Origin of the sequence: Janibacter limosus (assembly GCF_004295485.1) — a bacterium.
Classification (GTDB): domain Bacteria; phylum Actinomycetota; class Actinomycetes; order Actinomycetales; family Dermatophilaceae; genus Janibacter; species Janibacter limosus_A.
This window is the reverse complement of sequence record NZ_CP036164.1, coordinates 2,624,992-2,638,892: the sequence shown is the minus strand read 5'-3', so window position 1 is coordinate 2,638,892 and position 13,901 is coordinate 2,624,992. Positions and strand designations below refer to the sequence as shown.

Below are 13,901 nucleotides of genomic sequence, written 5' to 3'. Positions count from 1 at the left end.
GCCACCTTGCTCACGGATCTTGCTTGGCTGCTCGTCGCCCTGCCCCTGGCCGGCGCCGCGCTGCTGCTCCTCGGCGGCCGCCTCACCGACTCCTTCGGTCCACTGCTGGCCACCGCCCTGTCCTGGGGTTCCTTCCTCGTGGGCGCGGCGATCTTCGTCTCGATGCTCGGCTCCGACCCGGAGGCGCGCGCGTCCTCGGTCGAGCTGTGGGACTGGGTCCCCGCCGGCAGCATCGACATCGCCGCCGGGTTGCTCGTCGACCCGCTGTCGATGGCCTTCGTCCTGCTGGTGACCTTCGTCGGGTCGCTCATCCACGTGTACTCGCTCGGGTACATGGAGCACGACCCGGACAAGCGGCGCTTCTTCGCCTACCTCAACCTCTTCGTCGCATCGATGCTCCTGCTCGTCCTCGCCGACTCCTACCTGCTGCTCTTCGTCGGCTGGGAGGGCGTCGGCCTGGCGTCGTGGTTGCTCATCGGCTTCTGGAACCACAACCCGGCCTACGCGACCGCGGCCAACAAGGCCTTCATCGTCAACCGGGTCGGCGACGTCGGCCTGCTCCTCGCGATGTCGATCATGCTGGCGACCTTCGGCACCCTCGACTTCGCCGCGGTCGACGGCGCCGTCTCGGGCGCCGGGGAGGGCACCCTGACGGCCATCGGCCTGCTGCTCCTGCTCGCCGCCTGCGGCAAGTCGGCGCAGTTCCCGCTGCAGTCCTGGCTCGGTGACGCCATGGCCGGCCCGACCCCCGTCTCGGCGCTCATCCACGCCGCGACGATGGTGACCGCCGGCATCTACCTCGTCGTGCGCAGCCACACCATCTTCGAGGGAGCACCCAACGCCCAGCTCGCCGTGGTCATCGTCGGTGCGATCACCCTCGTCTACGGGGCGATCGTCGGTTGTGCCAAGGACGACATGAAGAAGGCGCTGGCCGCCTCGACCATGAGCCAGATCGGCTACATGATGCTCGCCGCCGGTCTCGGCCCGGTCGGCTACGCCTTCGCGATCTTCCACCTCATCACCCACGGCTTCTTCAAGGCCGGGATGTTCCTCGGCGCCGGCTCGGTGATGCACGGCATGGACGACCAGGTCGACATGCGCCGCTTCGGTGGGCTGTCCACGGCCATGAAGATCACCTGGGTGACCTTCGGCCTCGGCTGGCTGGCGATCCTGGGGGTTCCCCCCTTCTCCGGCTTCTGGAGCAAGGACAAGATCATCGAGGCCGCCTTCGTCGGCGAGGGCTGGCGCCCGTGGGTCTTCGGCCTGACCGCCCTCATCGGCGCCGGGATCACCGCCTTCTACATGTCGCGTCTGTTCTTCATGACCTTCCACGGCAAGAAGCGCTGGACCGAGGATGTCCACCCGCACGAGTCGCCGCTGACGATGACCATCCCGATGATGGTGCTGGCCGTGGGCTCGGCCTTCCTCGGGCTGGCCCTGGCGACCGTCGCCCCGATCGGCACCTGGCTCGAGCCGGTGTTCGGCCCCGTCGAGCCCCACGAGCCGGTCCTGCCGGTGCCCGTGCTCGTGGCCGCCACGCTCGTCGTGGTCGCCATCGGCGGCATCTGGGCCTGGCTGACCTACGGCCGCGACGAGGTCCCCGTGGTGGCACCGGAGGGCTCGGCGCTCACCCGCGCCGCTCGCCGCGATCTCTACCAGGACGAGCTCAACGCGACCCTCCTGCAGTGGCCGGGCCTGGCACTCACCCGCGGGCTGGTCTCCGTCGACGCCGACGGCATCGACGGTGCCGGGGTCGGCGGGCTGGCCCGTCTGACCGAGCGCTCCTCCTCCTGGCTGCGCCGCGCCCAGAACGGCTACGCGCGCACCTACGCCCTGACGATGCTCTCCGGCGTCGTCGTCTTCCTCGCAGCCCTGTGGGTGAACAACTGATGGACAACATGCCCTGGCTCACCCTGCTCATGGTCGTGCCGCTCGTCGGCTCGATCGCGGTGGCGGCGCTCCCTTCGCGCAGCTCCGCCCTCGCCCGACCCATCGCGCTCGGCGTCTCCCTGCTCACGCTGGTCATCGGTGTCGTCGCCGCGGCGACGAGCTTCACCCGCGGCAGCGACCAGCAGTTCCAGATGGTCGAGCAGCACGAGTGGATCCCGCAGCTCGGCGTCAGCTACGCGCTGGGTGTCGACGGCATCGCGCTGTCGCTCATCCTCATGGCGCTGGTCCTCATGCCGATCTGCCTCCTGGCGGCGTGGGACGACGTGCCCGAGGGCGGCAGCCGGGAGAAGGGCTACTTCGCCCTCCTCCTGCTGCTCCTGCCCTTCATGGTCGGGGTCTTCGCGGCGACGGACGTCTTCCTCTTCTACGTCTTCTTCGAGGCCATGCTCGTCCCGGTCTACTTCCTCATCGGGATGTACGGCGGCGAGCGTCGCCGGGCGGCAGCCGTGAAGTTCCTGCTCTTCAGCCTCGTGGGCGGGCTGATCATGCTCGTCGGCGTCATCGCGCTGTACCTGCAGGGCCCGGGTGGCTCCGACGGCTTCCTCCTCGAGCGCCTCACGGGTCTCGACATCGGCGGTACCACCGAGCGCTGGCTCTTCCTCGCCTTCTTCATCGCCTTCGCGATCAAGGCGCCGATGTGGCCGGTCCACACCTGGCTGCCCGACGCCGCCACGGCAGCCCGCCCCGCGGTGGCCACGCTGCTCGTGGGCGTGCTCGACAAGGTCGGCACCTTCGGGATGATCCGCTTCTGCCTGCAGCTCTTCCCCGAGGCGAGCCGCTGGGCGACCCCGGTCGTCATCACCCTCGCGGTGGTCTCAGTCCTCTACGGCGCGATCCTGGCCATCGGCCAGCGGGACATGATGCGCCTGATTGCCTTCACCTCGATCAGCCACTTCGGCTTCATCGTCATGGGCATCTTCGCCTTCACCTCGGTCTCGCAGGCCGGCAGCAACCTCTACATGATCAACCACGGCTTCGCGACGGCCGCGCTCTTCCTCATCGCGGGCATGCTCGTCGCCCGGCGGGGGAGCAAGCGGATCGACGACTACGGCGGCTGGCAGCGGGCGACCCCGCTCCTCGCCGGCAGCTTCCTGGTCGCCGGCCTGGCGACGCTGTCGCTGCCCGGCCTGTCGACCTTCGTCTCCGAGTTCCTGGTCATCGTCGGCACCTGGTCGCGCTACCCCGTCGCGACGGCCTTCGCCGTCTGGGGCGTCGTCCTCGCCGCGATCTACATCCTGCTGATGTACAAGCGGATCTTCACCGGCCCGCCGCCCGTCGTGGGGACCGACGAGGGGGGGGACCCGGCCGAGTCGTCCGACGCCGACCGGGAGTACCTCGGCGTCGACATCGACGAGGGGCGTCGCCCCCTTCGCCTCACCGCGCCGCTGCGTGACCTCGGCCTTCGCGAAAAGCTCGTGGTCGCACCGATCCTCGCGGTCCTCATCGGTCTCGGCTTCTTCCCCAAGCCCGTCCTGGACACGCTGGGCCCCGCGGTCGAGCGCACCCTCCAGATCGTCGGAGTCTCCGACACCACCCCGTCGGTCCCGGCTGACGCAGGCTCGACCACAGGGAGTGACGACTGATGCCCCCCACCGTCCCCGCGGCCTTCGAGGCCGTCGACATCAGCTACTGGGCGCTCTCGCCGATGATCGTGCTCCTCGTGGGTGCCTTCGTCGGCGTGCTCGTCGAGGCCTTCGTCCCGCGCGGCACGAGGCACCTCGCGCAGGTCGTCGTCGCGGTCGGCTCCATCGTGATCTCGCTGGCCGCGGTGGTCTTCGTGACCGGCGACGAGGCCGGCGTGACCGTGGGCGGCACGATCGCCGTCGACGGACCGACCCGCTTCATGCAGGGCACCCTGCTCGTCTTCGGCCTGCTGAGCCTGCTCGTCATGGCCGACCGGCTCGGCGGCGACACCGCCGATGCCCTCACCCCGATGGGTGCCGCCAGTCCGGGCTCCGAGCTCGAGGCCCAGGCGGCGCGCAAGGGCTGGTCCACGACCGAGGCCTTCCCGCTGGCGCTCTTTGCGATCGCCGGCATGCTGCTCTTCCCGGCGGCCAACGACCTGCTGACGATGTTCGTGGCGCTCGAGCTGCTCTCGCTGCCGCTGTACCTCATGTCGGGTCTGGCCCGTCGTCGTCGCCTGCTCTCGCAGGAGGCAGCGCTGAAGTACTTCCTCCTCGGCGCCTTCTCCTCCGGCTTCTTCCTCTTCGGCGCGGCCCTGCTCTACGGCTACGCCGGGTCGATCGGCCTGCCCGAGATCGCGGCCGCGGCGAGCACCTCGACCGGTGAGTTCGAGGGGCTGCTGCTCCCCGGGGTCGTCCTGGTCCTGGTCGGCGTGCTCTTCAAGGTCGGCGCCGTCCCCTTCCACTCGTGGACCCCCGACGTCTACCAGGGCGCTCCGACGCCGATCACCGGCTTCATGGCCGCGGGTACCAAGGCGGCAGCCTTCGGTGCGCTGCTGCGCCTGATGTACGTCGGTCTCGAGACCACCCGGTGGGAGTGGCACATGGGCGTCGTCGTCATCGCCGCCCTGACGATGGTCGTCGGCTCGGTCCTCTCGGTCACCCAGACCGACATCAAGCGGTTGCTCGCCTACAGCTCGATCGCGCACGCCGGCTTCATCATCGTCGCCCTGATCAGCTTCGACCGCACCGGTGTTGAGGGCGTTCTCTTCTACGTCGTCGCATACGGCATCAGCACGATCGCCGCCTTCGCCATCGTCAACCTCGTGCGAGAGCGTGGCGCCGAGGCGACCCACCTGTCCCAGTGGGCGGGCCTGGGGCGCAAGCACCCGTGGCTGGCCGGTTCCTTCTCGCTCCTCATGCTGGCCTTCGCGGGGATCCCGCTCACCTCCGGCTTCACCGCCAAGGTCGCGGCCTTCATGCCGGCCCTCGAGCACGGCGGCCTCTCGGGCGTCGTCCTGGTCGTCATCGCGGTCCTGATGTCGGGGATCACCGCCTTCGTCTACATCCGGCTCATCGTCCTGATGTTCTTCACCGAGCCGAGCGGCGAGGTCACCGCCGCGGCGCCGGCCACGCTGTCCCTGACTGTGATCACGGTGGGAGTCATCGTTACGATCGCCCTCGGTGTCTTCCCGGGCCCGCTGCTCGAGCTCGCCGAGCAGTCCAGCGTCTTCATCACGAGGTGACCTCTTGACCAGCTCGACCCCGCCGGTCCTCGCACTGCCCCAGGCGAGCGAGGACCTGACCTCGCGCCTGACTGCCGGTCTCGAGCAGGTGGAGGCGCTGATCATCGAGCGCACCCGCAGCGAGGACGACTTCATCACCGAGGCCAGCCTCCATCTGACCAAGGCGGGGGGCAAGCGGTTCCGGCCGATGCTCACGATGCTGGTCGCGGAGCTGGGCGAGGGGATCAACGAGCAGGTCGTGGCCGCCGCTGCCGGTGTCGAGCTGACCCACCTGGCCAGCCTCTACCACGACGACGTCATGGACGAGGCGGACCTGCGCCGCGGCGCCCCGAGCGCCAACGCGCTCTACGACAACTCGACCGCGATCCTCGTGGGCGACCTGCTCTTCGGCACGGCCTCGGACATCATCGCCGACCTCGGCGCCGACGCGGTCAAGATCCAGGCGCAGACCTTCATCCGGCTGTGCTCCGGTCAGATCCGCGACGACCGGCCCCGCCCCGACGGGCAGGACGCGCGCGAGTACTACCGCGGGGTGCTGGCCGACAAGACGGGCGTCCTCGTCGCCACCGCGGCTCGGTACGGCGCGATGTACGGCGGTTGCCGCCCCGAGGTCGTCGCGATGGCCACGGAGTACGGCGAGCACCTCGGTGTCGCCTTCCAGCTCGCCGACGACCTCATCGACATCTCCAGCGACTCCGACGAGACCGGCAAGACGCCCGGCACCGACCTGCGCGAGGGCAAGCGCACGCTGCCCGTGCTCAACGCCCTGGCGTCGAGCGACCCTGCCGACGCCGAGCTGCAGGAGCTGCTGCGCTCCGACCTCAAGGAGCCCGAGCGCGTCGAGCGCGCCCTGGAGCTGCTGCGCCCGCACCGGGCCATGGCCGACGCCCGCGAGGAGACCCTCGCCGTCGGTCGGCAGGCCGTCGACTCGCTCGGCTCGCTGCCCGACAGCGACGCCAAGACGGCGCTCATCGCCCTCATGGAGGGCGTCGTCCACCGCGTGGGCTGAGTCCCCCTTCGCACGTCTCGGGGTCAGACGGGCTCGACCGGCTCCAAGGACGCGCACTCGTCCGGAGCGGGGCGTCGCCGTTGCCGCGCCGTGCGCAGTGAGTCGACCGTCAGGCAGACCAGCGCGACCCACACGATGGCGAAGCCGAGCCAGCGGGCCGGGTCGACGTGCTCGCCGAGCAGGGTGACGCTGACGACCAGCTGGATGACCGGGGTGATGAACTGGATGAGCCCGATCGTCACCAGCGGGATGCGGCGGGCGGCCTCGGCGAAGAGCAGCAGCGGGATCGCGGTGATGACGCCCGCCGACACGAGGAGCAGCGGGTGCCACGGGGCGTCCGTGGTGAAGGTCGAGTCACCCCTGGCCGTCAGCCACCAGACGAGCCCCAGGGCGGGCGGCAGGAGGAAGATCGTCTCCGCTGACAAGGACTGCAGGGCCGGCAGTGTCGCGCCGAGCTTCTTCTTGGTCAGACCGTAGCCACCGAAGCTCATCGCGAGGACGAGCGAGATCCACGGCAGGCCGCCTCCGGCGACCGTGAGGTAGACGGCGGCCAGGGCACCGATCGCGACGGCGACCCACTGCAGAGCGCGCAGCCGCTCACCCAGGACGAGCACGCCCAGACCGACGGTGACGATCGGGTTGAGGAAGTAGCCGAGCGCGGCCTCGTTGGTCTGCCCGATCCCCACGGCATAGACGTAGACGAACCAGTTGATGCCGATGAGGTAGGCGGCGATGCCGACGCCCAGGGCCAGGCGCCCCCGCAGCTGACGCAACAGGGCCACGAGCTCGGTACGCAGCAGCAGCACGACGACGCACAGGACGAAGGTCCAGATGACCCGGTGGGCCAGGATCTCCGTGGCCCCGGCAGGGCGAAGGGCGTGGAAGTACAAGGGGAAGAGCCCCCAGATGCCGTAGGCCAGCCACGCGGCGAGGACGCCACGGGCGTCACGTTGAGGGGTCACGTCGCGAGGCTACTCCGGGCCGAGGGTGGGTCAGGAGGGCAGTTCCGCGACGGCGACGAAGTTGGCCTTGCGGTGGCCGTCGGTGCGGAAGCCCAGCTGGTCGTCGCAGGTCACCAGCACGACCCGGCGGGTGTCGGAGTTGGCGCCCCAGACCTGCGCGCTGGTGGTCAGCTCGTCCTTGTCGACGATGTCGGTGCTCGTCACCTCGAAGCGCAACGTGGCCCCGCCCGGGTAGGACAGCAGCACGCCGTCCCCCTTGGTCAGCTGCTCGAGCGCGGCGAAGGAGTCGGGCTGGCCGCCCGAGATGACGTGACCGGCGATGACGCTCGTGCCCGTGGCGCCGGGACGCACCCGGTCGTACCCGGTGAACCAGATGACCTGGCCGGGATCGGGGTTGACCTTGCCGCCCCGCAGACCCTGCGCCTCGAGCGAGGTGGACAGCCCGACGGCCGGGATGCTCAGGTTGCTCGCGGGGCTCGTGGCGTCCGCGGCGCCGAGGCCCGCGGTGCGGGCTGCAGCCGACTGGGGCGAGTCCTTGGCCGAGGAGACCGAGACGGTGGGGTCGGGCTCGTTGGTCGAGCTGCTCGACGAGGCCGTGGCGCGGGGGGTCGAGGTCAAGGCGCGGGGGGTCGAGGTCGTGGCGGACGCGGCCGGGCCGGTCGGCGCCCCCGAGGACGAAGGGGAGGTCCCTCCCGGGGTCGTGGGCTCCCCGGACCCGCACGCGGCGAGCGCCAGGACGAGGGCGGTCACCGCGAGGCTGCTGCCTGACCGGCGGGGGAGGGGCATGTCGTCACCTTGTCACGGGAGGTGGGCCGCCCGCGAGAGATGTCGCGGACGGCCCACCGGTTGCTGCCGGTCGCTCAGCGACCGGTCGTGGCCGTGCTCTGGCTCTTGCCCTTGCTCGCGGCCTTGCTCGACCCCTTGCCCGGACCGCCCTTCGCCTCGGGCCAGACCATGATGACCGCGGGCCGGGGCTGCGTGTTGCCCTGGTAGGGGAAACGGCTGAGCACGTTGGTCGTGCTGGCGCCGGTCTCCTCACCGGGGTGCTGGATGGCGGCGAAGACCACCCGGTCGTCCCACTCGACGAGCGGGCCGCAGCACTCGGAGAACGCGGGCACCGAGAGGAACTGCTGGAGGTGCCCCTTGTGCTCGCCCTCGAGCGGCATGAGGTACATGCCGTCGCAGTGGCCGAGCGCGTTGCCGTCGGTGGCGATCCACAGGTTGCCGGCCGAGTCGAAGGCGACGTTGTCGGGGCAGGAGATCGGGCTCACCTGGGACTTGTCGTACCCGTTGAAGTAGGTCTCGGGGTCGTCGGGGTCGCCGCAGACGAGGACGAGCTTCCAGTCGAAACCGGTCACCGTGTGATCGCCGGAGCTGGGGGTGATCTCCAGGACCTGGCCGTGCTTGTTGCTGGCGCGGGGATTGGCCTCGTCGAGCTGGGCCGGGGTGCGCCTGGAGTTGTTGGTGAGCGCGGCGTAGACGCGACCGTTGACGAGGTTGACCTCGACGTCCTCGGGCCGGTCCATCTTTGTCGGGCCCACCTTGTCGGCGGCCAGACGGGTGAAGACCAGGACCTCCTCGAGGGTCATGCCCTCGACCGTGGACTGACCGTCGACGACGAGCGGCAGCCACTCGCCGGTGCCGTCGTGCAGGCCGTCGGCCGACCCGTCACCCGAGAACTTGGCGACGTAGAGGTCGCCCTCCTCGAGCAGGGTGAGGTTGTTGGCGAGGTCGCCCTCGACGTAGGTCCCCTTGGAGATGAACTTATACATGTAGTCGAAGCGCTCGTCGTCACCCATGTAGGCGACGACCCGGCCGTCGGACGCGACGACGACGTTGGCGCCCTCGTGCTTGAGGCGGCCGAGCGCGGACAGCTTGCGCGGGGCGGCGCTCGGGTCGAAGGGGTTGACCTCGACGACCCAGCCGTGGCGGTGGGCCTCCTGCGGCTCCTTGGTCAGGTCGAAGCGCTCGTCGAGGCGGTCCCAGTCGTGCTGGGCGGAGCTGCCGCCGGCGAGGCCGTAGCGGGCAGCGCCCTGGCCGGCGAGGTCCGTGCCCGGCGCGGCCGGCTGCGTGAAGTAGCCGTTGAAGTTCTCCTCGCCCGACAGGATCGTGCCCCACGGCGTGGTGCCCCCGGCGCAGTTGCCGAAGGTGCCGACCGGGGTGGTGCCGGCGGGGTCGGCGGAGGTCTTGACGAGGTCGTGCCCGCGGACGGGCCCGACGAGCTCGAAGGGGGTCTGGGCGGTGATCCGGCGGTTGAGCGGGGCGCCCTTGGTGTAGACCCACTTGCTGTTGGGGTTCTTGCGGGTCATCTCCACGACGGTCATGCCGTGCGCGTTAATCGTGATCTCGACCTGGTCGTCGGTCATCGACGTGGCACCGGCGTAGTCGTGGAACATCAGGTCGTTGTTGGTGTACTCGTTGTTGACGACGAGCACGGCCTGGTTGGCGCTGCCGTTGCGCACGACGCCGACGTAGTCGCAGTTGTAGCCCATCTGACCGGCCTGCGCGGCGGCGGTCTGGCGGTCGAAGTCGAAGGCGGGCGCGCCCGCGAGGATCGGGTCGCCCCAGGCGATGATCGGGGCCCACTGGAAGCCCTCGGGGACGACGACCTTGTCCGTGCCGGCGGCGACGGGGTCGATGCCGGTGAAGCCGAAGGGGGCCTTGGGCCCGGGCTTCGAGGCGGCGGCGGCGGCCGCGGGCTCGGCGAGCGCGGCACCGGCGGCGGTCGTGAGGCCGGCCAGCGCAGCGGCGGCGCCGCCGGCCTTGAGCACGGAGCGGCGCGAGGCGGCGACGACGTCGCCGAAGTACTCGTTGTCAGAGGTGTTGGGCACCGGCTTGCTGCAGGCGTCGTTGCACTTCCAGATGCAGGTGGCGGCCGAGCGGCTGCCGTCGCGGTGACCCGTCGCGAGGGGGAGCATGGTGCGGTCGTTGCGGGGTGGTGTCATGTCGTTCTTCCTCCGAGGGGCCCGGGTGCGGGCGGAGTGGCGCAAGGGACCTTCGCAACGTAGGGAGGCGAGGCTCACGCCGGGCGGCGCTCAGGTGACGAGGAGGTGACGCCCGGTCGAACACCGGTCAGATGACCCACGAGTAACGTGGGCGCCGTGAGCAGAGCCGATGTGTGGGACCGGGCGACGAAGGGGAGGTCCGCCCCCTTCGCCGTCGTGGACCTGGATGCCTTCGACGCCAACGCCGCTGACCTCGTGCGCCGGGCGGCCGGCCGGCCGATCCGGGTGGCGAGCAAGTCGATCAGGGTGCGGCACCTGCTCGAGCGGGCCCTGGCGACACCGGGCTTCGCCGGGGTGATGTCGTACTCGCTCCCCGAGGCGCTCTGGCTCGTCGGGCAGGGCGTGCGCGACGTCTTCGTCGCCTACCCGACGACCGACCGCGAGGCACTCGCCGCGCTCGTCGCCGACGAGGTCGCGCTGGAGCAGGTGAGCGTCGTCGTCGACTCGATCGAGCACGTCGACGCCCTACGGCAGTGGTTGCCGAAGGGAGCGCCCGTGCGGGTGGTCGTCGACGTCGATGCCTCCCTGCGCATCGGTCCGGCGCACCTCGGGGTGCGGCGCAGCCCGACCCGCTCACCGCGGCGAGCAGCCAGTGTTGCCAAGGCTGCTCGCGACGCCGGCCTGCGGGTCGTCGGCCTGATGTTCTACGACGCGCAGATCGCCGGGCTGCCCGACAGCTCGGCAGCGATCCGCCTGGTCAAGGCCCGCAGCGACGCCTCGCTGCGGCGTCGTCGCTCGGCCGTGCGGTCGAGCGTCGAGGCCGTGGTCGGACCGCTCGAGATCGTCAACGGCGGCGGGACGGGGTCCCTGCACCTCACCGGCAGGGACGCCTCGCTCACCGAGCTGGCGGCCGGGTCGGGCCTGGTCGGACCGACGCTCTTCGACGGCTACGACGACTTCACCCCGCAGCCGGCGGTGGCCTTCGCCCTGCCGGTCGTGCGGCGCCCGGCCAGGGACGTCGTCACCTGCTTCTCCGGCGGCTACATCGCCTCTGGCCCCGCTGGCGACTCACGCGTGCCCATGGTGCACCACCCCGCCGGCCTGCGGCTGATCGGGACCGAGGGCGCCGGCGAGGTGCAGACCCCCTTGCGGGGCAAGGCCGCTCGCGATCTGGCCATCGGCGACCGGGTGTGGTTCCGCCACGCGAAGGCCGGCGAGCCGGCCGAGCGCTTCGACGAGTACGTCGTCATCAGCGGCGACGAGGTGGTCGACGTCGTGCCGACCTACCGGGGCGAGGGGAAGAACTTCGGATGAGCCGGTCCTCCACCGCATGGTCCAACTGGGCGGGCAATGTCACGGACGACGCGACGGTGCTGCGGCCCCGCACCCCTGGGGAGGTGGCCGAGCAGATCCGCTCCGCGGCGGGCGAAGGGAGGCGCGTGCGGCCCGTCGGCAGCGGCCACTCCTTCACGGCGATCGCACAGGCTGACGACCTGCGACTGGACCTGACCGGGCTGAGCGGGATCGTCTCGGCCGACCGGGGGAGCGGCCGGGTGCGCGTGCTGGCGGGGACCCCCCTTCGCGTCCTCAACACCGCCCTCGACCTGCTCGGTCTGGCGATGCCCAACCTCGGCGACATCGATGCCCAGACGCTCGCCGGCGCCACGTCGACGGGTACTCACGGCACCGGCGCCGGGCTGGCCGGGCTCGCTGCCGGCATCGTCGGGCTGCGGCTCGTCACGGTCGACGGCAGCGAGCGGTGGGTCGACGAGAGCGACCCGGAGCTCTTCGGTGCGGCCCGCGTGGGGCTGGGCGCGCTCGGGGTCATCACCGAGATCGAGCTGGCCTGCCTGCCGGCCTACCGGCTGCGTGCGGTGGAGCGACCGGACTCGCTCGACGTGGTGCTGCCGCGCATCCAGGAGCACTTCGATGCGCACCGGCACTTCGAGATGTACTGGTTCCCCGGGACCCGTCGCGTGCAGACCAAGGCCAACGACCTGGTCGACGACGACGTGCACGAGCCGCTGGCACCGTGGCGCCGGCGGCTGGACGACGAGCTGCTGTCCAACACGGTCTTCGGCGCGGCCAACCGGGTGCTCACCAAGGCGCCGCGAGCAGTGCTGCCCTTCAACGCGATCGCGGCGCGGGCGCTCACCGAGAGGTCGTACACGGCGGCCTCCCACGAGGTCTTCGTGACGCCTCGCACCGTGCGGTTCGTCGAGTCGGAGTACGCGGTGCCGCGCGAGGCGGTGGGCGACGTGCTGGCCGATCTGGTCGCGTGGGTGGAGCGGCGCCGCGAGCCGATCTCCTTCCCCGTGGAGGTGCGGGTCGCCGCCGCTGACGACATGTGGCTGTCCACCGGGTACGACCGGGCCAATGCCTATGTCGCGGTGCACCAGTACCACCGGGGAGACCACCGGGCCTACTTCGCGGCCTTCGAGGAGATCGTCGCCGCGCACGCCGGCCGTCCGCACTGGGGCAAGCTGCACACGCTCGGCGCCGAGCAGCTCGCCCGGCTGTACCCACGACACGGGGACTTCGTCGCCCTTCGCGATCGCCTGGACCCCGACCGGGTCCTGACCAACGACTACCTCGACCGCGTCCTCGGCCCCTGAAAACCGCATCTCCTTAAGGAGATGCGCGGTGGGTGCGTACGACCTTAAGGAGATGCGCACCCGAGGCCGTACGACCTTAAGGAGATGCGCACCCGAGGCCGTACGACCTTAAGGAGATGCGCAGTGGGTGCGTACGACCTCAAGGAGATGCGAAGGGGGGAGGGTGAGTCAGCCCTCGACGGTCCAGGTGTCCTTGCCGTTGAGGAGGGACTGCAGGTCGTCGTCGGTGGCGGGGCCACCGGCGAGCTCGACGGCCGCGTCGACCTGGGCGCGGGTCAGGTCGTCGTAGGTGGGGCGGTCGACGGCGCGGAAGATGCCCATCGGCACGTGCGTCATCGACTCGGAGTCCAGCCGGCTGATCGAGAAGGCCTGGCTGGGGTCGGTGAGGGTGACGTCGTGGACGACGACCTGGTCGGCCAGGCCCTGCGCGGAGACCTCGGCCTCCGGCACGAAGCGGACGGACCCCCCTTCGCCCCGGACGAGGAGCTCGCGCTCGTCGTCCTCGCCGATGGCGATCGCCTCGCCGTCGCGCAGGTGGACCAGGCGGGCCTTCTGCTGCTCGATGTCCTTGATCAGCTCGAAGGCGCCGTCGTTGAAGATCGGGCAGTTCTGGTAGATCTCGACGATCGACGTGCCGCGGTGCGCCGCAGCGGCCTTGAGGACCTCGGTCAGGTGCTTGCGGTCGGAGTCCATCGTGCGGGCGACGAAGGTGCCCTCGGCGCCCAACGCCAGCGAGATGGGGTTGAAGGGGGCGTCGACGCTGCCCATCGGCGAGGACTTGGTGACCAGACCGGGCTGCGACGTGGGGGAGTACTGGCCCTTGGTCAGCCCGTAGATCCGGTTGTTGAAGAGCAGGATCGTCATGTTGACGTTGCGGCGCATCGCGTGGATGAGGTGGTTGCCGCCGATCGACAGGGCGTCGCCGTCGCCGGTGACGACCCACACCGACAGGTCGGGGCGGCTGGTCGCCAGGCCCGTCGCGATCGCCGGGGCGCGCCCGTGGATCGAGTGCATGCCGTAGGTGTCGAGGTAGTACGGGAAGCGCGAGGAGCACCCGATACCGGAGATGAAGGTGATGTTCTCCTTGCGCAGGCCCAGCTCGGGCAGGAAGCCCTGGACCGCGGCGAGGATGGCGTAGTCACCGCAGCCGGGGCACCAGCGCACCTCCTGGTCGGACGCGAAGTCCTTGCGGGTGTGCTTCTCGCCCTCGGGGAGGGTGGGGACCCCGTCGGTGCCGGAGGCGACCGTGGGGATGCCGAGATCGATGCTCAT

The 13,901-nt window shown here is 70.6% G+C and carries 10 protein-coding genes; 6 read left to right on the top strand and 4 right to left on the bottom strand.

Going from position 1 to position 13,901, the window contains the following annotated elements; all coding sequences use genetic code 11:
• Positions 1-6 precede the first annotated feature (6 nt).
• The 4 genes from nuoL to EXU32_RS12575 are packed head-to-tail and all read left to right on the top strand — an operon-like array spanning position 7 to position 6,107.
• Complete coding sequence (nuoL, locus tag EXU32_RS12590; protein WP_130630215.1) at positions 7-1,890, top strand: NADH-quinone oxidoreductase subunit L; 1,884 nt, start codon at positions 7-9, stop codon at positions 1,888-1,890.
• Positions 1,890-3,533, top strand: coding sequence for an NADH-quinone oxidoreductase subunit M (locus tag EXU32_RS12585; protein WP_130630214.1), 1,644 nt, complete (start codon positions 1,890-1,892; stop codon positions 3,531-3,533). Before nuoL ends, EXU32_RS12585 begins: the two co-directional genes overlap by 1 nt.
• Positions 3,533-5,098 carry an NADH-quinone oxidoreductase subunit NuoN gene (gene nuoN / locus EXU32_RS12580; RefSeq protein WP_130630213.1) on the top strand — a complete coding sequence of 522 codons (1,566 nt, stop codon included), beginning with the start codon at positions 3,533-3,535 and terminating at the stop codon, positions 5,096-5,098. The genes EXU32_RS12585 and nuoN overlap by 1 nt, the downstream gene beginning before the upstream one ends.
• Positions 5,099-5,102: 4 nt before the next feature.
• Positions 5,103-6,107, top strand: a complete 1,005-nt coding sequence (locus EXU32_RS12575) for a polyprenyl synthetase family protein (RefSeq protein WP_130630212.1) — start codon at positions 5,103-5,105, stop codon at positions 6,105-6,107.
• A 23-nt stretch (positions 6,108-6,130) separates the two neighbouring features.
• On the opposite strand, the gene rarD is transcribed toward EXU32_RS12575, so the two are convergent.
• From rarD to EXU32_RS12560, 3 genes are all read right to left on the bottom strand, one after another.
• Entirely contained in the window at positions 6,131-7,069 is a 939-nt protein-coding gene (gene rarD / locus EXU32_RS12570; RefSeq protein WP_130630211.1) for an EamA family transporter RarD, read from the bottom strand.
• A gap of 30 nt (positions 7,070-7,099) precedes the next feature.
• A complete protein-coding gene (locus EXU32_RS12565) occupies positions 7,100-7,855 on the bottom strand; it encodes a class F sortase (RefSeq protein ID WP_130630210.1) in 756 nt (251 codons plus the stop codon).
• Positions 7,856-7,929: 74 nt separating this feature from the next.
• Positions 7,930-10,014, bottom strand: a complete 2,085-nt coding sequence (locus EXU32_RS12560; RefSeq protein WP_165399666.1) for a PhoX family protein — start codon at positions 10,012-10,014, stop codon at positions 7,930-7,932.
• A gap of 156 nt (positions 10,015-10,170) precedes the next feature.
• Here EXU32_RS12560 and EXU32_RS12555 point away from each other — a divergent pair, with 156 nt between their 5' ends.
• On the top strand, positions 10,171-11,328 hold the full coding sequence (locus tag EXU32_RS12555; RefSeq protein ID WP_242612783.1) for an alanine racemase: 1,158 nt from the start codon (positions 10,171-10,173) through the stop codon (positions 11,326-11,328).
• On the top strand, positions 11,325-12,629 hold the full coding sequence (locus tag EXU32_RS12550; protein WP_130630209.1) for a D-arabinono-1,4-lactone oxidase: 1,305 nt from the start codon (positions 11,325-11,327) through the stop codon (positions 12,627-12,629). Before EXU32_RS12555 ends, EXU32_RS12550 begins: the two co-directional genes overlap by 4 nt.
• Positions 12,630-12,797: 168 nt before the next feature.
• Here EXU32_RS12550 and EXU32_RS12545 read toward each other — a convergent pair whose 3' ends face one another.
• Positions 12,798-13,901, bottom strand: a complete 1,104-nt coding sequence (locus EXU32_RS12545; RefSeq protein ID WP_130630208.1) for a 2-oxoacid:ferredoxin oxidoreductase subunit beta — start codon at positions 13,899-13,901, stop codon at positions 12,798-12,800.

Bases quoted from the DNA above. Each gene is read 5' to 3' on its own strand.
- EXU32_RS12585 (WP_130630214.1), top strand. From the start codon at position 1,890: ATGGACAACATGCCCTGGCTCACCCTGCTCATGGTCGTGCCGCTCGTC.
- nuoN (WP_130630213.1), top strand. From the start codon at position 3,533: ATGCCCCCCACCGTCCCCGCGGCCTTCGAGGCCGTCGACATCAGCTAC.
- EXU32_RS12565 (WP_130630210.1), bottom strand. From the start codon at position 7,855: ATGCCCCTCCCCCGCCGGTCAGGCAGCAGCCTCGCGGTGACCGCCCTC.
- EXU32_RS12560 (WP_165399666.1), bottom strand. From the start codon at position 10,014: ATGACACCACCCCGCAACGACCGCACCATGCTCCCCCTCGCGACGGGT.
- EXU32_RS12550 (WP_130630209.1), top strand. From the start codon at position 11,325: ATGAGCCGGTCCTCCACCGCATGGTCCAACTGGGCGGGCAATGTCACG.
- EXU32_RS12545 (WP_130630208.1), bottom strand. From the start codon at position 13,901: ATGAGCATCGATCTCGGCATCCCCACGGTCGCCTCCGGCACCGACGGG.